The organism is Chitinophaga sp., assembly GCF_039596155.1.
Taxonomy (GTDB): domain Bacteria; phylum Bacteroidota; class Bacteroidia; order Chitinophagales; family Chitinophagaceae; genus Chitinophaga.
Window position 1 is genome coordinate 227,226 of sequence record NZ_JBCNKF010000007.1, and the last position, 22,172, is coordinate 249,397.

Consider the following 22,172-nt stretch of genomic DNA (forward strand, 5'->3'; position numbering starts at 1 on the left):
TGTATATCGTGTACGGAGAAGGAGTATAGCCCCAACCTGACAGAAGATTGCGCACATCTTATCCAGTGAGCTTCCATTTGTAACAAAAGCCTTGACCTACCTACTGATAAGCATGTACCTTTGACTCATCAAACAAAATAAAAGTTTCCGCCATGAAACAATTCAGTTCAACAATCAGTAATCACATTGCACCTGTAGGTGTAAGGCCTTTTGGCCGTTTTAAAAAGCTGTTGCTCCTGGTAGCAATTGCTGTATTTACCTCGATTTATTCTTTTGCAGGTACAGGTACAAAGGAGCTTGAAGCTTCCAGTACGTTGAAATCGGCATTGGATAAAGAATTCACTGGTGCTTCCGGCATCAAATGGTACAGCGATGACAACAAGACCTTTATGGCCCGGTTCACGCTGAATGAGCGTAACGTAACAGCTTACTTTGATGGAGATGGACATTTGCTCGCTACACGTCGTTATGTTGACGCTGCAAACCTGCCATTGGCTGTATCTACAAAACTGGCGCAACGTTATCCAAAGGAAGTTGTCCGTTGGGTAGTGGAGTTCCAGAGTGAAGGTAATACCGCGTATTACATAACACTTGAAGGTGCAAATACCTGGAAAGTGATCAAATCGAATGGTAGCGGCGACCTGAGTGTACACCAGCGTATGAAAAAAGCATAAACTGCTTTTAAGTTAGAGAAGACTATTGTTATTTTTTTGGAACCGGGGCATTTATTTGCCCCGGTTTTGTTTTTTATGCCGGCTACCGGCATCCCGGGTGTCTTTTTACGGGAATAGGGAATCAGGAATGGGCGCCAACTATACTTAGCAAAATGATAATCTGCTCCCCTGCTGCGCCTGAATTGAATTCTTTTCAAAATCCTTACCTTTGCCCCTCTGTTTCAAGATTTAAACTTATTCAACAACGGAAATGAACAAAGGTCCAATTTCTCAATTTATCCAGCACCACTACCGCCACTTCAACGCGGCTGCACTGGTGGATGCTGCTAAAGGATATGAAGCTCACTTACTGGAAGGGGGCAAAATGCTGGTATCTCTGGCGGGTGCAATGAGTACTGCCGAGTTGGGTATCTCCTTCGCGGAAATGATCCGTCAGGGGAAAGTGGACATCATCTCCTGCACCGGGGCAAATCTGGAAGAGGATATCATGAATCTCGTAGCGCATACGCACTATAAGAGAGTTCCGAACTACCGCGACCTGAGCCCTCAGGAAGAATGGGATCTGCTGCAGGATGGTTTTAACAGGGTGACTGATACCTGTATCCCGGAAGAAGAGGCTTTCCGCCGTATTCAGAAGCATATCCACAAGATCTGGAAAGAAGCTGAAGATAAAGGAGAGCGCTATTTCCCTCACGAATATATGTACAAGCTGCTGTTGAGCGGTGTGATGAAAGAACACTATGAGATTGATCCAAAGAATAGCTGGATGCTCGCTGCTGCTGAAAAAAATATTCCTATCGTAGTACCAGGCTGGGAAGATAGTACTATGGGTAATATCTTCGCCTCCTACTGCATTAAGGGTGAGCTGAAAGCTTCTACCATGAAGAGCGGTATTGAGTACATGGTATGGCTGGCTGACTGGTACAGGAACAATTCTGCTGGTAAGGGCGTAGGTTTCTTCCAGATTGGTGGCGGTATCGCTGGTGACTTCCCGATCTGCGTGGTACCGATGATGTACCAGGATCTGGAATGGCATGATGTTCCTTTCTGGAGCTACTTCTGCCAGATCTCTGATTCTACTACTTCTTATGGATCTTATTCAGGTGCTGTACCTAATGAGAAAATCACCTGGGGTAAGCTGGATATTAATACCCCGAAATTTATCGTGGAATCTGATGCTACGATTGTAGCACCGCTGATATTCTCTTATTTGCTGGGTTGGTAATAGTACCACAATGGCAAAAAGGCATCCGGGTTCTTGCCGGCCGAAGGCCATGCCCCCGAAAAAAAGCGCTTACCATTGGTAAGCGCTTTTTTTTTTCGCCTATAGTCAACTCCATGTAATCCAGAAAAGCGTATATTGTACCCTTATAACTTCCAATGCATGAAAAACATTATTCCACTACTCACAGTGGCAGCCGCCGTTAGCTTAAGCGCCTGCCAGTCTGGTACAAAATCCAATAATAATTCAGTAGACAGTATGCAGACCACTCAAGACAGCCTTTCCATCGAAGGGAAGATCCCTGCTGCCCATTTTGACAGCACGGTAGACGGTAAACAGACAAAGTTGTTTTACCTGAAAAGCAAAGGTAATGTGCAGGTTGCCATTACAAATTATGGCGGTAAAATCGTAAGCCTGCTGGCTCCTGATAAATCGGGCAAGCTGGAAGATGTGGAACTGGGATATGACAATATCTCCCGCTACGTAAGCACCAAAGAAAGATACTATGGTGGTATCGTAGGCCGCTATGGCAACCGTATTGCAAAGGGTAAGTTTAAACTGGACGGGAAGGAATATACACTGGCTACCAACAATAACCAGAACCATCTGCATGGCGGTAAGAAAGGGTTTAATGATGTAGTCTGGGATGCAGAACAAACTGCACCTAACTCACTGAAACTGCATTACCTGTCAAAAGACGGTGAAGAAGGTTATCCGGGGAACCTGGATATTACACTGACCTATACACTGACAGACAGCAATGAACTGAAAATCGATTATTCAGCGACTACAGACAAAGCAACTGTCGTTAACTTAACCAACCACTCTTTCTTTAACCTGCACGGTGCTGGTAATGGTGATATCAATGATCATATTCTGACTATCAATGCTGATAAATTTACCCCGGTAGACAGCACACTGATCCCAACTGGTAAATTAGAAGCCGTGAAAGGTACACCAATGGATTTCACTACACCTACTAAGATCGGTGAGAGAGTAGATGCTGATTTTGAACAGCTGAAATTTGGTCGTGGGTATGATCATAACTACGTGTTGAACAAGAAAGGTAATGAACTGTCTCTGGCTGCAAAAGTAGAAGAACCTGTAAGTGGTCGTACATTGGAAGTGTGGACGACTGAGCCGGGTGTTCAGTTCTATGGCGGTAACTTCCTGGATGGTACTGATAAAGGTAAGGATGGTAAGACTTACGTACATCGTGGTGCTTTCTGTCTGGAAACACAGCATTTCCCCGATTCTCCGAATCAGCCGGCGTTTCCAAGTGTAGTGCTGAAACCAGGAGCTACCTATACATCTGAGTGCATTTACAAATTCGGTGTGAAATAAATTTTTCCTATCCCACCCGTCATCCATAGCGGGTGGGATAATTTTTAAAAGAATAACTGCGCAGCAATTCCGTCTGCAAACAGCCTGCCCTCAGGCGTCAATATCAGCTTCTCCCCTTCCTGTCGCATCCAGCCTTTCTTTATAAATTGCTCAGATTCCTTTACAATAACTGATCGCTTGTCATCGCCGAATCTATCTGCAATAATCGCCAGGTCACACCCCGCTGAAGTTCTCAAAGCAGTCATCAGGTACTCGTTCAACATCATTACCGGCGTTAATTCCTCCCGCTCAAAATTCAACTCGCCCTGTTCCAGGCTTTTTATATACAATGCATTATTTGCCACATTCCACTGTCTTGATTGCGTATCAAAACTGTGTGCAGACGGCCCCAATCCCAGGTATGACGCCCCCTGCCAATAACTACTATTATGTCTTGAATGCCATCCTTTCAGGGCAAAGTTTGAAATTTCATATTGCTCATAGCCTGCTTCACCGGTCCATTTCAGCAACTGTTCAAAATGTCTTGCTGCTTTATCCGCATCCACTGCAGGCATTTTCTTCTTTTTAATGAAATGATCCAAAGCAGTTCCCGGTTCTACTGTCAATGCGTAACAGGAGAGATGTGGTACGCCCAATGCTATCGCCTGTTGTACATTATACTCCCAGCCGGTATCTGTTAAGGTAGGACCACCATAAATCAGGTCAATGGTTATATTCTCAAAACCCGCATCCTGCGCATGTAGTATACATTCCTTTGCCTGTTGGGCATTATGTGCTCTATGCATCCATTTCAGGTCTTCTTCATGAAAAGACTGGATACCTATACTTAGCCGGTTCACGCCGGCATTTTTCAGGACGAGCAGTTTCTCAGGAGACAAATCGTCCGGATTCGCTTCCAGGGTCACTTCTGCACCAGCATTTACCGTAAAATTTTTATGAATTGCTTCCAATAAGCGGAGCAGGTCTTTTTCGGGTAGTAAACTCGGGGTACCTCCTCCAAAGTAGATGGTATTAATAGAAGCCCCGGACAGATACTCTTTTTGTATCTCTATCTCTTTTAACAAGGCTGTCACCATTGCCGGTTCCTGCGCCAGTGAAGTAGAAAAATGAAAGTTGCAATAGTAACAAGCCTGCTTACAAAAAGGAATATGCAAATAAATACCCGCCATTTTGCAAAGGTGGGTATTTATCCGCGATTTTAGCGCACAGTCATTTCTCCTTTGCGCTGCCAGTTATTTATGAGCACGGCAATAATAAACCCGGTAAACACCATTACCATGCTGAACATAAAAATATGCCTCATGCCAAAAGTGCTTTCCACAAGGCCAACCAGTGGCCCCGTGATACCCAGCGAAAGATCAATAAACAATCCATATCCACCCAGGGCGGCACCTTTATTAGATGCAGGCACCAGTTTTACTGCTTCCACCCCCAGTGCAGGGAAGACCAGTGAAAAGCCAAATCCTGCAATACAGGCACCGGCCAGTGCAATGTGCGGACTATATGCCTGCCAGAGAATGGCCAAACCTATCGTTTCAGTAACCAGGCAAAAGATCGCTGTTTTCATACCACCATATCTGTTGATATAATCTTCAAAGAAAAGGCGGCCCAGGATAAAGCTGATACTAAAGGTGGAAAGACACATTACAGCGCCCTGCCATCCCAGTTGTGAATAGTATAAAGTGATAAATGTAGAAATGGTTCCAAATCCCAGGCCACCCAGTGCCAGGCACACACCAAACGGGGTAACCAGTTTGAAAACATCTGCAAAAGGTTGTCTTGGCGCCGAAGAATCGGATTTCAGAGGCGTCTTACCTTTGGCATAGTAATACCCGATGGTACCACAGATCATGATTAGTACAGCCATGGCGCTCATGCCGAAATGGTGGTGGAGTATAGCGCCAAAGGGTGCCCCAATCGCCAGTGCGCCATAGCTGCCAATGCCATTATATGAGATCGCTTTGCTGGTATGTTCATCTCCCACCGCCAGGATGGCCCAGTTGATAGGACTTGCGCCAATCATACCTTCGGCAAAACCGGTGGTAAGACGGGTGATGATCAGTAAGGTAAGGCTCAATGAGGGTATGCTTTTGCAGCAATAAGCAATGACCAGGAGGGCCCCACTTACGGCAAAGCCAATCATTCCCATCATGACAGCAGGTTTGGGACCTTTTTTATCAACAATACCACCAGCATATCCCCTGAACAGGAAAGTAGTGACATACTGAAGGCTGATAACCACACCAGCGGTCATCGTACTAAAACCCAGGTCATGATAGATAAAGTAAGGTAATACGGCCAATGCAAGACCTATAGTAAAGTATCCAATAAAGGTAAAAGCGACGAATTCCGCTATGGTAGAACGGACTCTTGACAACGAAACACCAGCATTTTGTGCTGTTTGCATATTTATTTATTTAATTAACAATCGTACTGTAAGTTGTATAGGAAGAAAGCGCTTTACATCCAGGTGCATATACTGCAAAGTTCCTGTAGTATTCTTTGGTGAAAATGGTATATGTAGGAGATATTATTGTAAATTTAATAGATGAAACGGAGACAGTTTGAGCCACTGGAAGTAGATGAAATGGATACAGACGTCTATCATTTACCTGTGCATAGCCATACTTATTACGAGATGATCTATGTATACAGGGGCGGTGGCATTCACCAGCACAACAACAACAGAATTCCTTATGAAACCGGAGATCTGTTTTTGATCTCTCCGGAAGATGAGCATTATTTTGAGGTCAGCGAGCGGAGCCGGTTTATCTTTATTAAGTTTACAGACAGTTATTTTAGTGGAAGGAGTTATCTGTCACTGTCGGCTTCTCCTGAAAAGATCATGCGACTGACGCTGTTGAAAGAAATGAAGCCGGTAATGGATGATGCGGGGAAAGTGGTACTGCGAAACACGATCGATAGCCTCCTCACCTACTGTAAACAGGAAAAAGATGTGTCGAACTCGCCCCTTGTGTATTTCCTGGTATTGTCGGTATTCGGGTTGATCCGGGAAGCCATGGTTCGCATGAATGTAAGGATCGACCAGGGGCAGCCGGACAAAGAAGAGATGATCTCTTACATTCACCAGCACATATATGACCCCTCGATGATTAAAATCCGGCATATTGCGAGCCACTTCAATATCAGTCCTAATTATTTCAGTGCTTATTTCAAACGCAACTTCGATGTCAGTTACCGGGATTATGTGAATGATTACCGGATCAGGCTAATAGAAAACAGGATTGCTGCAGGTGCAGTAACAATGAAACAAATCGCCGATGAGTTCGGGTTTACCGATGCCAGCCATTTATCACATTATTTCAAACAGCGTAAAGGGATACAGCCCGGATCATACAGAAAAGATGCAGAGCACCTATAGACGACGTACTAATTTTATATCTTTGCCAGCAATCATATTTCAGCATAAAAAAATATTTGAGGTGCGAAGCTGGTTATTGTTCCTGTTCATAATACCCTGTTTAAGGCTGGCTGCGCAAGATAGTGCGGCAGTTCATCATACGACCCCTGTGGCGGCAGAGAGCCATAAGGATACAGGACGTGTACAGCCGGTGAAAAAGAAGATACCTGTGGTGAAGAAGGATAGTTCAGGGTTAAAACCTGGTACTGTGAGTGCACCTGCCGGGGCTGCATCCAGGCCTGCCGGCACTAATCCCCCAACAACACCGCTTCAACCAGCGACAATGCACTCCGCTACCGGAGCGACTACAACCCAGGCTAACAATCCCGTCAGTACTGCTGCTCAACCTGCTTCGGCAGTGCCTGCTAACCCTGTAGCAACGGGTACAGACAGCTTACATACTGATTCCATTCCGCAGGCACCGACTGTACCTTTGCGTCAGGAAACGGTTTATGAGAAATATTTAAAGTCGTTGACTGCCAGCAATATTTTTTTAAAGAAAGATAAGCCACACAGACTGGACCTTAACCCGGTACGTGTTTACAGGGACCTCGACTGGCTGGTGTATGTAATGGGAGGTGTGGTTTTATTACTGGGTATAATACGGTTAAGCTATCTGAAATATTTCACAGACCTGTTCAGGGCGTTTATGAACCCAACCCTGAGCCAGCGTCAGTTGAAGGATCAGTTGTCACAAAGCCCTTTCCCCAACTTCCTGTTGAATACCTTTTTCGTGATCAGCCTGGCTATGTATCTCTACCTGCTGATGTACCGCCAGAACTATATTCCGAGCAGCAATGCATGGATGGTAATACCCGCTTTGATAGTTTTAGTGGCATTGGTATACAGCGTAAAATATGTGATGTTGCGGTTTTGCGGGTGGTTATTTGGCAGTTCGGAGTTGGCAGATGCATATATTTTTATTTTGTATCTGATCAATAAAGTGTTGGGGATTCTGCTGGTTCCATTTCTCGTTATTCTGGCCTTTTGCAGGCCTGAAGAGGCAAGAGCCTTTGTGTACATTTCGGTTTTCTTTATAGTAATATTGGTCGCATACAGGTATATCAGGTCTTATTCAGTGGTAAAGCAATACTTATCTTTCAGCAGATTACATTTTTTTCTTTACCTTTGCGCATTCGAAGTAGCACCGGTACTAATAATTACAAAGGTGTTGCTGGTCTGGTTAACTGGCGGTCATTGATCTCCTATTGTTAACACAAGAGCAAAAAACGTATGATTAAAGGCGGGCCAAAAAAAGATTTGCAGGCGAAACAGATTCAGTCAATTCTAATTTCCCAACCTAAGCCTGAAACAGAAAAATCACCATACTTTGAACTAGCGAAAAAATTCAATGTAAAGTTGGATTTTTATCCGTTTATAAGGGTGGAGGGACTGTCCGCGAAAGATTTCAGGAAACAGAAGATTGACATACAGCTTTTTACAGCCGTGATATTTACGAGCCGTAATGCTGTAGACCATTTCTTCCGCATATGCGAAGAAATGAAAATCAAAGTATCGCAGGATTGCAAATATTTCTGCATTACAGAAGCAATTGCTTTGTATCTCCAAAAATTCATCCTTTACCGTAAACGTAAAGTATTCTATGGGGCTGATGGTTCTACCAAAAGTCTGCTGGAAGTGATGAATAAGCATCGTGACAACGAGAAATTCCTCTTCCCAAGTTCTGACAGTCAACGGAAAGATATTGAAGAATGGCTCAAAGCCAATAAATGTGAATATGCTACCGCTACGCTGTACAAGACCGTTTCAAACGATGTAAAGGAAGTACTTTCAGGCAAAGATTACGACATGATCGTGTTCTTTAGCCCATACGGTGTGAAATCGTTGTTTGAAAATATGCCAAAGTTTGAGCAGAATGGCACCCACATTGGCGCCTTCGGACCTACTACCTCTGCCGCAGTGGAAGAAGCCGGGCTTAGATTAGATGTAAAAGCACCTGCACCACAAGCACCCTCTATGGTAGCTGCACTGGAGCAATACCTGGCTACAGCTAACAAGAAGTAAATCCTCCTGCTTTTAGGAAGAATTGGCCCAAATAACAGCGTTCTATCTGTTAATCAGCGTAGTTGGAAAAATAATATGTAAAAAAAACAGGAAATTAATATACCTTAAGGGACAGCAACCGCTGTCCCTTCTTATTTTTGGAAAAGGAATTACTGGAAGACCATAGCCGTGAACAAACTATCTAACGAGACGAGCCCGTATCTGCTACAGCATGCGCACAATCCTGTAGACTGGTACCCCTGGGGCGATGAAGCTTTACAAAGGGCCATAGCAGAGGATAAACCAATATTAGTTAGCATTGGCTATGCCGCTTGCCACTGGTGCCATGTCATGGAACGCGAAAGCTTCGAAGACGAAGCGACAGCGCGGATCATGAACGAGCACTTCATTAATATTAAAATAGACAGAGAAGAAAGACCGGATCTCGATCATATATATATGGACGCCCTGCAAGCCATGACTGGCGCTGGTGGATGGCCGCTGAATATGTTCCTGACTCCGGAGCGACTGCCATTCTATGGAGGTACCTACTTCCCTCCGGTGAAAGCCTATAACCGCCCTTCCTGGCAGGAATTACTGCTGGCCCTGTCAGACGCCTTCAAAAACAGGCGGGAGGACATTGATACACAAGCGATTAACATGCGTGATCACCTGGCGCAGGCCAGCAAGTTTGGTAGCGCCATCAACCTGCTGCCCAAAGAGGAGCAATTCACTCGTAATCAATGTGATATTATTTTCCAGAACATCATGCAACAGGCCGATAAGGAATGGGGTGGATTCGGAAATGCACCGAAGTTCCCGGGTACTTTTATCATTCAATACCTGTTGCGCTACTACCATAGCTTCGGAGATCAGGCTGCGCTGGACCAGGCGCTGCTATCGCTGGACAAGATGATACAGGGTGGAATTTATGATCAGGCGGGAGGTGGTTTTGCACGCTATAGCACGGATGCCAGATGGCTGGCTCCGCACTTTGAAAAGATGCTGTACGACAATGCGCTGCTGGTAGATGTAATGAGTGAAGCGTACCAGTTAACGGGTAATCCGCTTTACTCCGTAACGATAGCCGAGACACTGACCTTTGTGCAACGGGAGATGACAGATGCCGGAGGCGCCTTTTATGCCGCACTGGATGCAGATTCAGAAGGAGTGGAAGGAAAGTTTTATACCTGGAGCAAGGCAGAAATAGACGAAATATTAGGCGCGGATGCGGCATTATTCTCTCGCTTTTATGATATCAGCGAGGAAGGAAACTGGGAGGATACCAATATCTTATGGATCAAACAACCATTATCTGCCTTTGCCGCTGAGCATCAGTTGGATGAAACTGTTTTGAGCGAACAGCTGGCCACCGGCCTTGCTAAACTGATGGAAGTGAGAAGCCAGCGGGTGAGACCGGGATTGGATGATAAGCTCCTTTTAGGTTGGAATGCCCTGATGATCCATGCATGCTGTAAGGCTTTTGCAGCAACGGGGGAAAGCAGCTACAGAGAAATGGCAGTAAAGGCAATGGATTTCTGCTGGACACATTTCAGGAAAAATGAGGAAGAGTCCTTTTATCATACTTATAAGAACGGACAGGCAAAATATCCGGCATTTCTGGATGATTATGCCTGGTTGATCAGGGCGCTGATCGCACTACAGGAGGTGACGGGTGACAAAACTTACCTGGATAAGGCATTTTCGTTAACAACTTTCGTATTGCAGCATTTTTCTGACGAATCGGGTGTATATTGCTTTTATACTGTTGAAAGTCAATCTGATGTGATCGTTCGAAAAAAGGAAGTATACGATGGTGCCACTCCTAGTGGCAATGCGATAATGGCTGCCAATCTCTGGTACCTGAGTATTGTGTTTGATCAGAAAGAATGGGGTGAAAGGGCGTTCAAAATGCAGGCTGGTCAGGCGCAGACGACGGTGAGGTATCCTACATCGCTGGGAGTATGGGCCGGGCTGTTATTACAACGGGTACAGGGAGTAAAAGAAATTGCAATAGTAGGGCCGGATTATAAGTTGAGAATGGAGGATACTAATAAACATTATATTCCGTTTAAGGTACTGCTGGGAGCGAGGCACGATAATCCAGAAATACCCTTACTGTCACACCGGGAGCGGGCGAATGAGACGCTGATCTATGTTTGCGAAGATTATCATTGCATTAAACCTGCTAATTATATAGATGAAATTATTAATTTGAAATAATATTTATGTATCTTGCATGACCATATCTCTGTAAAAAGGAAACGGTAGAAAGGATTTTTTGTCAGATATAATAAAATGTTAAAAAATACGTTTAATTTAATTGTCATCGGTCCTATGAGCGAATGAAAAAGTTGGCTAAAAACTAACTACGGATTAAAATTAATCATTACATTTGTTATCTTACTTAAGATTCAAACGGGTGAGTGATGGGCAAAAGTGCTGATTCTGAGAACACGACCTGATCGGGCAAGATATTTAAGAAACCAACAAGCGAACCACCAGTTATATCTGGAGTTGTCTATAAATCAGCAGCTTTAGAGTCATTTTAAATACAAAAAATGTGAATGGCTGGTTGGCTTATTAGTCTAACCGGGGCGTCCGGGAAGACTTCGGCCATGTTTCAGAACTTAGCGACGGCAAGCAGTGTCATTTCGGCCAATGGAACTGCGTCGCTGTATCGAAATAAATGATTTTCAATGAAAGCTACCCTTATGAAGCTTAATTTTTCAAGTGGTCTGTTAGCAGTATTGCTGGTTAGTCTGCTAGCCAGCTGCGGTGGTAGTAAAACCCCCAAAAATGCACAAGGACAGCTGATTGGAGTTAGTCCCAGACCGAAGTATTTCCCTCCTGTACCCTATGGAATGGTGTATGTACCTTCTGGTACCTTTCACATGGGCCCCAGCGATGAGGATCTGAACTATGCGTACACTGCTCGTAACAAGTCTATTTCTATTTCCGGCTTCTACATGGACGCTACGGAGATTACAAATAACGAGTATCGTCAGTTCGTAAAATGGGTGACAGATTCTATCGCGCACATTTTGCTGAGTCATGTTAAGAGTGATGGCGGGCAGGATGTGATCGACTGGAAGCAGAAGATCAATTACAAGGATAAAGGCACCATGGATAAGCTGGAGCAGATGACGTATGCTCCGGAGGATCGCCTGTATGGTCGTAAAGAGTTCGACGTACATAAACTGGTGTATCACATAGAAACATTTAACTGGGAGCAGGCGAAGCTGCGTGAGAACGCTAACAAGCCACGTTCTAAGTTCATTGTAAAGAAGGATGTAGCTGTTTATCCTGACACCCTGTGTTGGATCAGGGACTTCTCTTACGCTTACAACGAGCCGATGACGAGAATGTACTTCTGGCACCCGGCATTTGATAATTATCCGGTAGTAGGTGTGACCTGGCATCAGGCTAACGCATTCGCAGAATGGCGTAGTAAGTTCTGGGAAGACTACCGTATCTCCAAGAATCTGTTTACTGAAGATAAATTCCAGTTACCTTCCGAGGCACAGTGGGAATATGCTGCACGTGGCGGTAGAGAGCAATCTCCTTATCCATGGGGTGGTTATTATATCCGCAACAAGAAGGGCTGTCTGCTGGCAAACTTTAAACCAGGTCGTGGTAACTATCCTGAAGATGGTGGTTTCTACACTGTAAGGGCAGACGCTTATTGGCCTAACGATTACGGACTGTACAACATGTCTGGTAACGTAGCGGAATGGACACAGGATATTTTCTATGAGAATGCCTACTCCTTCACATCTGACATGAACCCATATCTCCGTATGGATGTTACAGATGATGCGCCACCAAAAATGAAGCGTAAAGCTGTAAGAGGCGGTAGCTGGAAAGATATCGGATATTTCCTTCAAACAGGTACACGCTCTTACGAATACCAGGACAGTGCTAAATCTTACATTGGTTTCAGATGTACGATTGCATTCCTGAGCCGTTCTAAAAATGATTTTGGTCACCATTAATCTGGACATTATTCAATAGTATAATCAGCATTACGGATAGATGGGCAAGGAGACAGGCAGTATCGAAGCAGTACCGGGGAGTTATTTCCGAGTGCCTTTGGGACAGGCATGTAGTGTGTGTTCAACAACTTTAAATATGTTTAACATGACAAACCGTATGATGTACATTGGGAAACCGCAAATCATCGATGAGCAACAACTATTCCATAACAACAATTTAACCTTTAACACTTTAACCAGTAAATTTTGACCTATGGCTATGAATCCTACTACAGCGAAATGGCTTAATTTCTTTGTATGTATCGCTGCATCAGTAGTAATTATCGGTGCGTTGTTTAAGATCCAACACTGGCCAGGAGCGGATATCGCCCTGATCGTTGGTCTGACAACCGAGGCTTTAATCTTCTTTGTATACGCATTCGTACCAGATAGTGGTGGCGGAGATCACGGCGGAGAAACACATGTTTCTGTTGTTGCCGGTGGTAGCCCTGCACTGGCTGGCCTGGACAAGATGCTGGAAGAAGCTGACATCACTCCGGTATCACTGCAGAGGCTGAGCGAGAACTTCCAGAAATTAGGTACCACCGTTGATAAGATGAGGGACATCAGCGACGTTGTTGCAGCTACCGGCGATTACACCCAGAAAACAAGGGAAGCAGCCAGCGCAATTACTAACGTTGCACATGCTTACACTACAGCAGCATCAGCTGTTGCATCATTTAACAGTGCTTCTGAATCAACAAGAAGTTTCCATGAGCAGATGCAGGGTATGACCAAGAACCTGGCTTCTCTGAATGCTATCTATGAACTGGAACTGCAGGACACAAACAATCACCTGAAAGCAATGAACAATTTCTACGGAAATCTGCTCAAAGTTTCTTCAGCAATGACAAGCAGCGTAGACGACGCGCGTAAAACTCAGGATCAAATCTCCCAACTTGCAAAAAATCTGAGCAACCTGAATACCGTTTATGGTAACATGCTCAGCGCTATGCAGGGAAGATAAGGTACGCTTATAGTTTTGGAATTAACAACAGACAATCATTTAATCTGAAAACAAACTATGGCACTACCTAAAGATCCCAGGCAGAAGATGGTCAATATCATGTACCTGGTCTTGACGGCCATGCTGGCATTGAACGTTTCTGCTGAGATATTGAACGCTTTTAATATAGTAAACGACTCTATCGTTAACTCTAACGGGTTAATTACAGAAAAAAACGGCCTCACTTATAATGCATTTGAAGCTAACATGAAAACGGATGCTGAGAAGACAGCTCCGCTGAAAGCCAAAGCAGAACAAGTGAAAGCCATCTCTCAGGAAATGGTTGTTTTCATCGACACGCTGAAAGCAACGATCATCAGAGAGTCCGGTGGTTATGACGAACATGGTGACATCAAAGGTAAATCTGACCAGGACGCTCCTACCCGTGTGATGGAGAACCGCAAACAAGGTCCTGAATTGGAAAAACGTTTGACAGAACTGCGTGCTAAATACCTGTCTTTCTTTGATCCAAAAGAAAGAGCCGTAAAAGAAAAATCATTACCACTGAAAATCGTGGTTGGTGAAAGAAAAGGTGGTCACAGTCCTGCAACGAAAACCTGGACCAGCTACCACTTCGAAATGGTACCTACTATCGCAGCAGTAACCCTGCTGAGTAAGTTCCAGAACGACGTTAAAAACTCTGAAGCTGAAGTTATTGATGACCTGCTGAAACAGATCCATGCCAATGACTTCACTTTCGATAAGATCAGGCCTTTTGTATCCCTGAACTCTAAAAACCTGATGGAAGGTCAGACCCTGACAGCTAACATCGCAGTAGGTGCTTATTCCAGCACTGTAAATCCTGAGATCGTAGTAAATGGTCAGACTATTACCGCACAGGATGGTTTAGGTACTTATACAATGCCTGTATCCGGCATCGGTGAAAAGAGCATCTCCGGTATCGTTAGACTGAAAAAGCCAAACGGTGCGATCGAAGAGTTCCCATTCAACGAAGCTTATAGCGTAGGTGCTTCTACTACATCTATCTCTGCCGACAAGATGAACGTACTGTACATTGGTTTACAGAACCCAATCTCTGTATCTGCAGGTGGTGTACCAGCTGAAGCTATCAACGCAACTATCTCTGGTGGTTCTATCGTTAAGAAAGCTACTGGCGAATACATGGTGACTGTTAGCAGCCCAGGTAAAGCAGTAGTGAACGTTAGCGCTATGATTGATGGTAAAGTAAAAACTTTAGGTTCTAAAGAATTCCGTATCAAATACATCCCTGACCCAGTATTGAAAGTTGGTCTGAGCAAAGGCCCTTCTATGAAGGCTGCTGAGTTCAAAGTACAGGGCGGTCTGCGTGCTGATCTGGAAGACTTCGTATTCGACGGTGTAAAGTACGATGTAGTTAGCTACCGTATCGGTATCCAACCTCGTTCCGGCGATTATGTTGAAGGTGAGGCAAATTCCGCTTACTTCCCTAGTGGTGTAATGGGTGCTATCCGTAGCCTGAAACCAGGCGACCAGGTTTACTTCGATAACGTTCGTGTAAAGGGTCCGGATGGTAAAGTAAGAGATATGAGCAATATCAATTTCAAGATAAACTAATAACGTTCTATGCGAGCAGTCATCCTTAACAAAATTGGTTGGTGTTCCCTCATGCTGGTGATCCTGCTGGCATCTCAGGCTGATGCACAACGCCGTGGAGGTACACGTCGTAAACCGGCGACTCCCGATGCAGCTACCCAGGATGCTTCCGTAGTAAATCCTGCTACAGGTAACAGCGTTGCGCCGCCACCGCCCCCTCCACCAACCACAGGTGCTTCACTGCGCCCTGATGGTATTGGTATACCAGTTGATACCCCGCGTAAATCACAGCGTATCGATGGTATTTCTGAAAAGAATTTCATCAAAGACCGTACGCCTATTGCTTACGATCATATTCGCTCAGATGACGAATTCTGGGAAAAGAAGATCTGGCAGGTAATAGATACCCGCGAAAAGATGAACCTTCCTTTTCAGTATAATGTTGAGGATGAAAATGGTACCAGCCAGCTGTTCATTAACATCCTGCTTGATGCTATCAAGAGCAAGCAGGTAGAAGCCTTCAGCGCTATTGATGACAGATTCACCACTCCGATCGCTTACGAAGAGATCCAGAATAAACTGAGCGGCGAAGAGAAAACCATCCGTAGTATCGACCCTGTAACAGGTGAAGAGAAGATGGTAACCACCCGCGACGAATTCGATCCACGTACTGTTGTGCAGTACAAGATCAAGGAAATCTGGGTATTCGACAAGGAAGCCTCTCAGCTGAAAGTTCGTATCCTCGGTATCGCTCCAATGGTATCTCGTATGAATGAAGATGGTTCTTTCCGTGCAGCTATTCCGCTGTTCTGGGTGTACTATCCTGACATGCGTCCTATCCTGGCTAAATACGATGTATACAACCAGAATAATGACGCGGCTACTATGAGTTGGGAAGATCTGTTCGAAATGCGTTTCTTCACCAGCTACATTACCAAAGAAAACAATACTTATAACCGCGAGATCAAAGATTATATCAAAGACGGTACTATGAGATTGTTGGAAGGTCAGGCTGTGAAGGATAAAATCTTCAATAAAGAACAGGATATGTGGCAGTATTAATAGCTGCTCGCAGATAAAGATTAAAATAAAAAAGGGGATCGCAATTGCGATCCCCTTTTTTATTCCTTATGAAAGTGATTGTATATCAATTTTGCTTTGGACGCTCCTACTTCTTTTACCAGATCATCTTCTGTCAATAACCTGATCTTTGCCACTGACCTGAATGTCTTCAACAACTGTGTCGCCGTGTTCTCCCCTATTCCCTTAATGCCTTCCAGCTCATTCTTAAATGTCCCCTTACTTCGCTTATTCCTGTGGAAGGTGATACCAAATCTATGCACTTCATCACGCACTCTTCTGATTAATTTGAGACTCTCACTATCGTAGGGTAGCTTGATACTATCCTTGTCTCCCGGAAAGAAAATTTCTTCTTCGTTTTTGGCCAGGCCAACGACTGTCATACTACCTACCAGGTCCAATGCCCTGATACTCTCCATCGCTGCTCCCAACTGCCCCTTACCACCATCTATGATCACCAGCTGCGGTAAAGGTTGCTGTTCTGCCAATAAACGGCTATAACGACGAAACACCACTTCTTTCATAGACGCAAAGTCATTGATGCCTTCGACTGTCTTCACATTGAAATGACGATAGTCTTTTTTTGATGCTATCCCATCCTTGAATACCACACATGCGGATACAGGATAAGCTCCCTGGAAGTTCGAGTTATCGAAACACTCTATATGTGTCGGTAATTCTACCAGTTCAAGGTCAGCCTGTAACTGGTACAGCACCTTCTTCTTCTCCATATCACTCTTTCCTTCCAGGTGCAATATCTTCTTACGGTGTAATTCTTCTTTGAAATAATCTACATTCTTTTCGGAAAGCTCCAGCAGTTTCTTTTTATCCCCTCCTTTCGGTACGGTGACGATAATATGCTCTTCAGGATACTCTATTTCTATTGGCACAATGATTTCTCTTGTCACGCTCTTGAATGCATCTCTCAGGTAGCTCACTGCATAGGCAAGCACCTCATCATTTTCTTCTTCCAGTTTTTTCTCCAGCGTTACCGTTTTGGTATCTGCAATCGTGCCGTTCAATACACGCAGGTAATTCACATAGGCATGGTTGCCCTCACTGATGATGGAAAACACATCTACATTGCCCACCTTTGTATTTACAATGGTAGACTTGGATTGATATTCCTGTAGCTTTTCAAGTTTCTTCCGCATCATCTCTGCCTTCTCAAATTCCATGTTCATGGCATACTCCTGCATTTGTGCGCGGAAGAGTTGTAAGATGGGGGAGAGATTACCTTTCAGGATGTTCTTTACCTGAGATAATCCTTCTCTGTAATCATCCTCAGTCTGTAATCCCTCACAGGGTCCTTTACAATTTCCCAGGTGATATTCGAGGCAAACTTTGTATTTACCCCTGGCAATATTCTGTGGGGAAAGATTCAGGTTACAGGTACGCAAAGGAATGTTGGACTTGATCACTTCCATCAGTTCTTTTACTCTCCATACAGAGGTATAAGGCCCCAGATACTCTGAACCATCTTTGATTACATTCCGGGTAAAAAATACCCTTGGGAATGACTCGTGTTTGATCACGAGATAAGGATAGGTTTTATCATCCTTCAGGTTGATATTGAATTTGGGCTGGAATTGTTTAATCAGTGAGTTTTCCAGCAGAAAGGCATCCTGTTCGGAGCCCACAATGGTAAATTCAATATGATGGATGTGTTCAACCAGTTTCCTGGTCTTATAATTATCGTGATTCTTTACAAAATACGAGCTCACCCGTTTCCGCAGGCTTTTTGCTTTTCCTACGTACAGGAGCTCGCCTCCTTCATTGTAGTACTTATAAATACCGGGTTGAAGGGGAATGGTATGTGATATCTGTGAAAACTCCGCTGCTGTCATCTGATCAATAAAGTCATTAAAGGTGCATCATCGCAATCTTAATATCCAGTTCCTTTTCAGGCAGGAAAGCAATACGCTGTCTTGTCGTGATACGGATGTGGTGATTGTGCTGATACTCGAGGTTTTGTTCGTATTCATAAACGAGGTTGCGCACATGCTTGTTCAGCTGTACGGCAGTGATTTGCTGTGCACTATCTAATTCGAGGATAATTTCCTGGGGAAGGGTTGCTTCGTCCTTGGCTTTGTACATCAGGGACCGCTTTCCGGTGAACTGATCTGCCAGCAAAATGGTATCGTAGGCCCCCTGTAAACTGGGTTTGTGAAGGTCTACATCCATAAACGGTGCCAGCATATTATGCAGTTGCAGGGAATCGGGAGCACTGATAGTAACACTATCATGCTTTGTATTCAGTGAAACTGTTTTGAATAACCCGGGTTTCTGTGTTTCCAGTCTGTTGAGCTCTCCCTGAAAGTAACCTTTAAGATCCCTGTATCCGCTGCCGGTTGCAGGAGGGGGGGAAGAATCAATATTACAGGAGCTGATGATTATAATGCCAGTCAGTAATGTCCAGAAAAATTTCATGCAGCAAAGGTAGCGAAGTATGAGGAATTGAAAGGAACAGCAAACTGAACTGCTACTGCGGTAAATGTTAAAAAGATAATGCGCCGTGAAGACGGCGCATCTGATGCATGAGCAAATCTGTCGAGAGCACTAAAAACGTAAAACGGTTTACCAAACAGAATAGTTACAGGTAACGGAAAATAAAAAGGCCGTCCTGTTACTCACAGAACGGCCTTTCGGTGCTGTAGGACCAGCAGTTATATCAGGACATTACCACTCATTTCTTTTGGAATTGGTAACCCCATCAATGTCAGGATGGTAGGTGCTACGTCGCCCAGTTTACCAGGTTTTACTTCGCCTTTGAAATCATTGCTGATGATGAAGTAAGGAACCAGGTTCAGGGTGTGAGCAGTATTTGGTGTACCGTCACCGTTTACCATGAAGTCAGCATTTCCGTGGTCTGCAGTCAGGAATACAGTATAATTGTTTGCCAGGGCAGCTGTAACTACCTTACTAACGCAGGTATCTACAGTTTCTACAGCTTTGATGGCAGCTTCCCATACACCTGTATGGCCCACCATATCAGCGTTCGCGAAGTTAAGAGCTATGAAGTCAGCTGATTGCTGATTGATTTCAGCCACGATAGTATCGGTTACCTCAGGGGCACTCATTTCCGGCTGCAGATCATAAGTCGCCACTTTAGGAGAAGCTACGATGAGGCGGCGTTCGCCATTGAATTCTTTTTCACGGCCACCGGAGAAGAAGAAAGATACGTGCGGGTATTTTTCTGTTTCTGCGATGCGGATCTGGGTGCGGCCATTTTGTTCCAGCACTTCACCAAGGGTATTGGTGAGGTTGTCGTTTTCGAAGATCACATGCACGCCTTTATATGTTTTATCATATTCCGTCATGGTGGTGTAGAACAGGCTCAGTGGTTTCATATCGAAATCAGGGAAAGCCTGTTGTGTAAGTACCTGGGTGATTTCGCGGCAACGGTCAGTACGGAAATTGAAGCACAGAACGGCATCTCCTTCCTGGATGGTGGCCACTGGTTTACCTGCAGCATCAGTGATGATCACTGGCTTGATAAATTCGTCAGTCACACCTGCCTCGTAAGACGCTTTTACAGCAGCCAGTACATCGGTAGCAGGGGTACCTATACCACTTACCATAGCATCATAAGCGAGTTTTACGCGTTCCCAGCGTTTATCGCGATCCATGGCGTAATAACGCCCTGTGATACTGGCTACCTGACCGGTAGTTTGAGCCAGGTGAGGTAACAGATCAGCGAAGTAGCCAAGGCCACCTTTGGGATCTGTATCACGGCCATCAGTGAAGGCGTGAATATATACTTTGGTCAGACCTTTTTCTTTGGCAATCTGGGTCAGCGCCTTCAGGTGAGTAATGTGAGAGTGCACACCACCGTCGCTCACCAGGCCAATCAGGTGAAGGGCTTTATCGTTGTCTTTAGCGTAGTTAAAAGTTTCCTGCAGCACAGCATTGCCCGCCAGTTCTCCGGTACGGATCGCAACATTGATACGCTGCAGTTCCTGGTACACAATACGACCAGCCCCCAGGTTCAGGTGACCTACTTCTGAGTTACCCATTTGTCCATCCGGTAAGCCTACCTGTTCGCCACAAGTTACGAGGGTACTGTGTGGGTACTTTGAATAAAGACTGCTCACGAAAGGTGTCTTGGCATTTGCTATTGCGTCAGCGGAAGGAACCTGTCCTTGTCCCCATCCATCCATGATAACGAGCATGGCTTTTTTCTTTTCCATATATCCGGTTGAGATTTTAAAGCAGTAAGATCGTAAAGTTAACAAGCATCCTTCAATTCCAATAGTCTTTTGATCATTTGGTGTCAAAATTCATATCAGCTTCTATGAAAAGGAGTAGTCATAACATAAACTTAAATTTTACGCTGAATTTATATATTTTTTAATTTGCATTAATTATCAATTGGATGATACAACGATAATTGTATTTTCCGCGTCAACCCGCAATTTGGCATAGTTTTAGCCCATTTCACATTGATGATGAAAACTTTACTTTCTAATAAAATACTGGCAATGAAAAAGTTAATGTATGTGCTGGGAGTAGTGCTGTTAGCAGGCATTGTCACTGCATTTACAATGTCAGCAAGCGCCTTGAATCAAGGTGCTGCCGGACCTTTCGAAGATGTAGTCAGCTCCATCAAATCGGGTGATGCTAGTTCACTCTCCCGCTACCTTGACAATACTGTTGAAATCAACATCTCAGGTAAATCCAGCTCTTATAGTAAATCTCAGGCAGAAATAATATTGAAAGATTTTTTTTCAAAGAATCAGGTAAAATCCTTCGAACTGATCCATCAGGGAGAAGGTGGTGGCGGTTCCCGCTTTGGTATCGGTAATATGGGTACTTCAGGTGGAGCATATCGTACATCCTTTTTCTTACAAAAGAAGGGAGGCTCAATGGTATTGAATGAGCTTCGTTTTGAAAGCAAATAGTAATTGTTAAGATTGATATTGTTTAGTCCGGAGTACATCTCCGGACTTTTTTTGTTTGAAAGCGTGAGTTAAAATTCGCTTACTTTCGTTGTTTCAAAGTAATAGTATGTTACAGGAACCAGCATTAACAAACCTTATTCGCAGCGCACTGGCAGAAGATATCGGAGACGGAGACCATTCAACCCTGGCTTGTATACCGGCAAATGCCAAAGGCGGGGCCAGGTTAAAGATTAAAGAGAACGGCATTTTAGCCGGCATGGAGGTAGCTTCTACCATATTCCACCTGCTGGATCCGGAAACTGTGTTTACTCCCCTGAAGAAAGATGGTGAGGCGATGACTGCAGGCGAGACAGCCTTTGAAGTGCATGCTTCTGTACATACCCTGCTCATGGCTGAAAGACTGGTGTTGAACTGTATGCAGCGTATGAGTGGTATTGCAACCCTCACCAATCAATATGTACAAAAACTCAATGGTTATAGAACTAAATTGCTCGATACCCGAAAAACAACACCCAATTTCCGCCTGCTGGAAAAAGAAGCAGTCAGAATAGGTGGTGGCGTCAATCACAGGATGGGGCTGTACGATATGGTGATGCTGAAAGATAACCATATTGATTTTGCCGGCGGTATTACTGCGGCTGTCAACAGAACCGTTGCTTACCTTGAAGAGAACGGGTTACCTTTGCAAATCGAAGTAGAAACCCGCAATCTTGATGATGTTAAAGAAGCAATGACAGTTGGAAAGATCCATCGCATTATGCTGGACAATTTTACACCCGCACAATTGCATCAGGCATTATTGCTGATAGACGGGAAATATGAAACAGAGGCTTCAGGGGGCATTAACCTGGATACAATCGAAGAGTATGCAAAGACAGGCGTGGATTACGTATCGGCAGGAGCTGTTATTCACCATGCAGTGAGTCTTGACCTGAGTCTGAAAGCTATTTAAA

Annotated in this window: 18 protein-coding genes; 13 read left to right on the top strand and 5 right to left on the bottom strand. The window is 44.5% G+C overall.

Going from position 1 to position 22,172, the window contains the following annotated elements; genetic code table 11:
- The first annotated feature begins 152 nt into the window (after positions 1-152).
- From ABDW33_RS09530 to ABDW33_RS09540, 3 genes are all read left to right on the top strand, one after another.
- A complete protein-coding gene (locus tag ABDW33_RS09530) occupies positions 153-674 on the top strand; it encodes a hypothetical protein (RefSeq protein ID WP_343689828.1) in 522 nt (173 codons plus the stop codon).
- 250 nt (positions 675-924) lie between these two features.
- Positions 925-1,899, top strand: a complete 975-nt coding sequence (locus tag ABDW33_RS09535; RefSeq protein WP_343689829.1) for a deoxyhypusine synthase family protein — start codon at positions 925-927, stop codon at positions 1,897-1,899.
- A gap of 159 nt (positions 1,900-2,058) precedes the next feature.
- Entirely contained in the window at positions 2,059-3,240 is a 1,182-nt protein-coding gene (locus ABDW33_RS09540) for an aldose epimerase family protein (protein WP_343689830.1), read from the top strand.
- Positions 3,241-3,284: 44 nt separating this feature from the next.
- Here ABDW33_RS09540 and hemW read toward each other — a convergent pair whose 3' ends face one another.
- Both hemW and ABDW33_RS09550 read right to left on the bottom strand, forming a co-directional pair.
- On the bottom strand, positions 3,285-4,409 hold the full coding sequence (gene hemW / locus ABDW33_RS09545) for a radical SAM family heme chaperone HemW (RefSeq protein WP_343689831.1): 1,125 nt from the start codon (positions 4,407-4,409) through the stop codon (positions 3,285-3,287).
- 29 nt (positions 4,410-4,438) lie between these two features.
- Positions 4,439-5,647 carry an MFS transporter gene (locus ABDW33_RS09550; protein WP_343689832.1) on the bottom strand — a complete coding sequence of 403 codons (1,209 nt, stop codon included), beginning with the start codon at positions 5,645-5,647 and terminating at the stop codon, positions 4,439-4,441.
- A gap of 141 nt (positions 5,648-5,788) precedes the next feature.
- On the opposite strand from ABDW33_RS09550, the gene ABDW33_RS09555 reads away from it, so the two are divergent.
- The 8 genes from ABDW33_RS09555 to gldN all read left to right on the top strand — a co-directional run bounded on the left by ABDW33_RS09555 (position 5,789) and on the right by gldN (position 16,300).
- On the top strand, positions 5,789-6,622 hold the full coding sequence (locus ABDW33_RS09555; protein WP_343689833.1) for an AraC family transcriptional regulator: 834 nt from the start codon (positions 5,789-5,791) through the stop codon (positions 6,620-6,622).
- Positions 6,623-6,683: 61 nt separating this feature from the next.
- On the top strand, positions 6,684-7,862 hold the full coding sequence (locus ABDW33_RS09560; protein WP_343689834.1) for a DUF4271 domain-containing protein: 1,179 nt from the start codon (positions 6,684-6,686) through the stop codon (positions 7,860-7,862).
- Between the two features lie 158 nt (positions 7,863-8,020).
- Positions 8,021-8,686: a uroporphyrinogen-III synthase gene (locus tag ABDW33_RS09565; protein WP_343689835.1), complete on the top strand. Its 666-nt coding sequence runs from the start codon at positions 8,021-8,023 to the stop codon at positions 8,684-8,686.
- 168 nt (positions 8,687-8,854) lie between these two features.
- A complete protein-coding gene (locus tag ABDW33_RS09570) occupies positions 8,855-10,888 on the top strand; it encodes a thioredoxin domain-containing protein (RefSeq protein WP_343689836.1) in 2,034 nt (677 codons plus the stop codon).
- A 491-nt stretch (positions 10,889-11,379) separates the two neighbouring features.
- On the top strand, positions 11,380-12,660 hold the full coding sequence (locus ABDW33_RS09575) for an SUMF1/EgtB/PvdO family nonheme iron enzyme (RefSeq protein WP_343689837.1): 1,281 nt from the start codon (positions 11,380-11,382) through the stop codon (positions 12,658-12,660).
- A gap of 253 nt (positions 12,661-12,913) precedes the next feature.
- A complete protein-coding gene (gene gldL, locus ABDW33_RS09580; RefSeq protein ID WP_343689838.1) occupies positions 12,914-13,666 on the top strand; it encodes a gliding motility protein GldL in 753 nt (250 codons plus the stop codon).
- A 57-nt stretch (positions 13,667-13,723) separates the two neighbouring features.
- Positions 13,724-15,259, top strand: a complete 1,536-nt coding sequence (gldM, locus tag ABDW33_RS09585) for a gliding motility protein GldM (RefSeq protein ID WP_343689839.1) — start codon at positions 13,724-13,726, stop codon at positions 15,257-15,259.
- A 9-nt stretch (positions 15,260-15,268) separates the two neighbouring features.
- The gene (gene gldN, locus ABDW33_RS09590) at positions 15,269-16,300 is read left to right on the top strand and encodes a gliding motility protein GldN (protein ID WP_343689840.1); all 1,032 of its coding nucleotides are present in this window, start codon (positions 15,269-15,271) and stop codon (positions 16,298-16,300) included.
- 59 nt (positions 16,301-16,359) lie between these two features.
- On the opposite strand, the gene uvrC is transcribed toward gldN, so the two are convergent.
- The 3 genes from uvrC to gpmI form a co-directional block, all read right to left on the bottom strand.
- On the bottom strand, positions 16,360-18,165 hold the full coding sequence (uvrC, locus tag ABDW33_RS09595) for an excinuclease ABC subunit UvrC (protein ID WP_343689841.1): 1,806 nt from the start codon (positions 18,163-18,165) through the stop codon (positions 16,360-16,362).
- 16 nt (positions 18,166-18,181) lie between these two features.
- Complete coding sequence (locus tag ABDW33_RS09600) at positions 18,182-18,748, bottom strand: hypothetical protein (protein ID WP_343689842.1); 567 nt, start codon at positions 18,746-18,748, stop codon at positions 18,182-18,184.
- Between the two features lie 236 nt (positions 18,749-18,984).
- A complete protein-coding gene (gene gpmI, locus ABDW33_RS09605) occupies positions 18,985-20,508 on the bottom strand; it encodes a 2,3-bisphosphoglycerate-independent phosphoglycerate mutase (RefSeq protein ID WP_343689843.1) in 1,524 nt (507 codons plus the stop codon).
- 291 nt (positions 20,509-20,799) lie between these two features.
- Between gpmI and ABDW33_RS09610 the strand changes: the two genes are divergently transcribed.
- On the top strand, positions 20,800-21,219 hold the full coding sequence (locus ABDW33_RS09610; RefSeq protein ID WP_343689844.1) for a DUF4783 domain-containing protein: 420 nt from the start codon (positions 20,800-20,802) through the stop codon (positions 21,217-21,219).
- A 106-nt stretch (positions 21,220-21,325) separates the two neighbouring features.
- A complete protein-coding gene (gene nadC, locus ABDW33_RS09615) occupies positions 21,326-22,171 on the top strand; it encodes a carboxylating nicotinate-nucleotide diphosphorylase (RefSeq protein ID WP_343689845.1) in 846 nt (281 codons plus the stop codon).
- Position 22,172 lies beyond the last annotated feature (1 nt).

Excerpts from the sequence above, each read along its gene's own strand:
- uvrC (WP_343689841.1), bottom strand. The coding sequence starts at position 18,165 with ATGACAGCAGCGGAGTTTTCACAGATATCACATACCATTCCCCTTCAA.
- ABDW33_RS09600 (WP_343689842.1), bottom strand. The coding sequence starts at position 18,748 with ATGAAATTTTTCTGGACATTACTGACTGGCATTATAATCATCAGCTCC.
- gldM (WP_343689839.1), top strand. The coding sequence starts at position 13,724 with ATGGCACTACCTAAAGATCCCAGGCAGAAGATGGTCAATATCATGTAC.
- ABDW33_RS09540 (WP_343689830.1), top strand. The coding sequence starts at position 2,059 with ATGAAAAACATTATTCCACTACTCACAGTGGCAGCCGCCGTTAGCTTA.
- ABDW33_RS09535 (WP_343689829.1), top strand. The coding sequence starts at position 925 with ATGAACAAAGGTCCAATTTCTCAATTTATCCAGCACCACTACCGCCAC.
- nadC (WP_343689845.1), top strand. The coding sequence starts at position 21,326 with ATGTTACAGGAACCAGCATTAACAAACCTTATTCGCAGCGCACTGGCA.
- ABDW33_RS09610 (WP_343689844.1), top strand. The coding sequence starts at position 20,800 with ATGAAAAAGTTAATGTATGTGCTGGGAGTAGTGCTGTTAGCAGGCATT.
- ABDW33_RS09550 (WP_343689832.1), bottom strand. The coding sequence starts at position 5,647 with ATGCAAACAGCACAAAATGCTGGTGTTTCGTTGTCAAGAGTCCGTTCT.
- ABDW33_RS09555 (WP_343689833.1), top strand. The coding sequence starts at position 5,789 with ATGAAACGGAGACAGTTTGAGCCACTGGAAGTAGATGAAATGGATACA.
- ABDW33_RS09575 (WP_343689837.1), top strand. The coding sequence starts at position 11,380 with ATGAAGCTTAATTTTTCAAGTGGTCTGTTAGCAGTATTGCTGGTTAGT.
- hemW (WP_343689831.1), bottom strand. The coding sequence starts at position 4,409 with ATGGCGGGTATTTATTTGCATATTCCTTTTTGTAAGCAGGCTTGTTAC.
- ABDW33_RS09530 (WP_343689828.1), top strand. The coding sequence starts at position 153 with ATGAAACAATTCAGTTCAACAATCAGTAATCACATTGCACCTGTAGGT.
- gpmI (WP_343689843.1), bottom strand. The coding sequence starts at position 20,508 with ATGGAAAAGAAAAAAGCCATGCTCGTTATCATGGATGGATGGGGACAA.
- gldL (WP_343689838.1), top strand. The coding sequence starts at position 12,914 with ATGGCTATGAATCCTACTACAGCGAAATGGCTTAATTTCTTTGTATGT.
- gldN (WP_343689840.1), top strand. The coding sequence starts at position 15,269 with ATGCGAGCAGTCATCCTTAACAAAATTGGTTGGTGTTCCCTCATGCTG.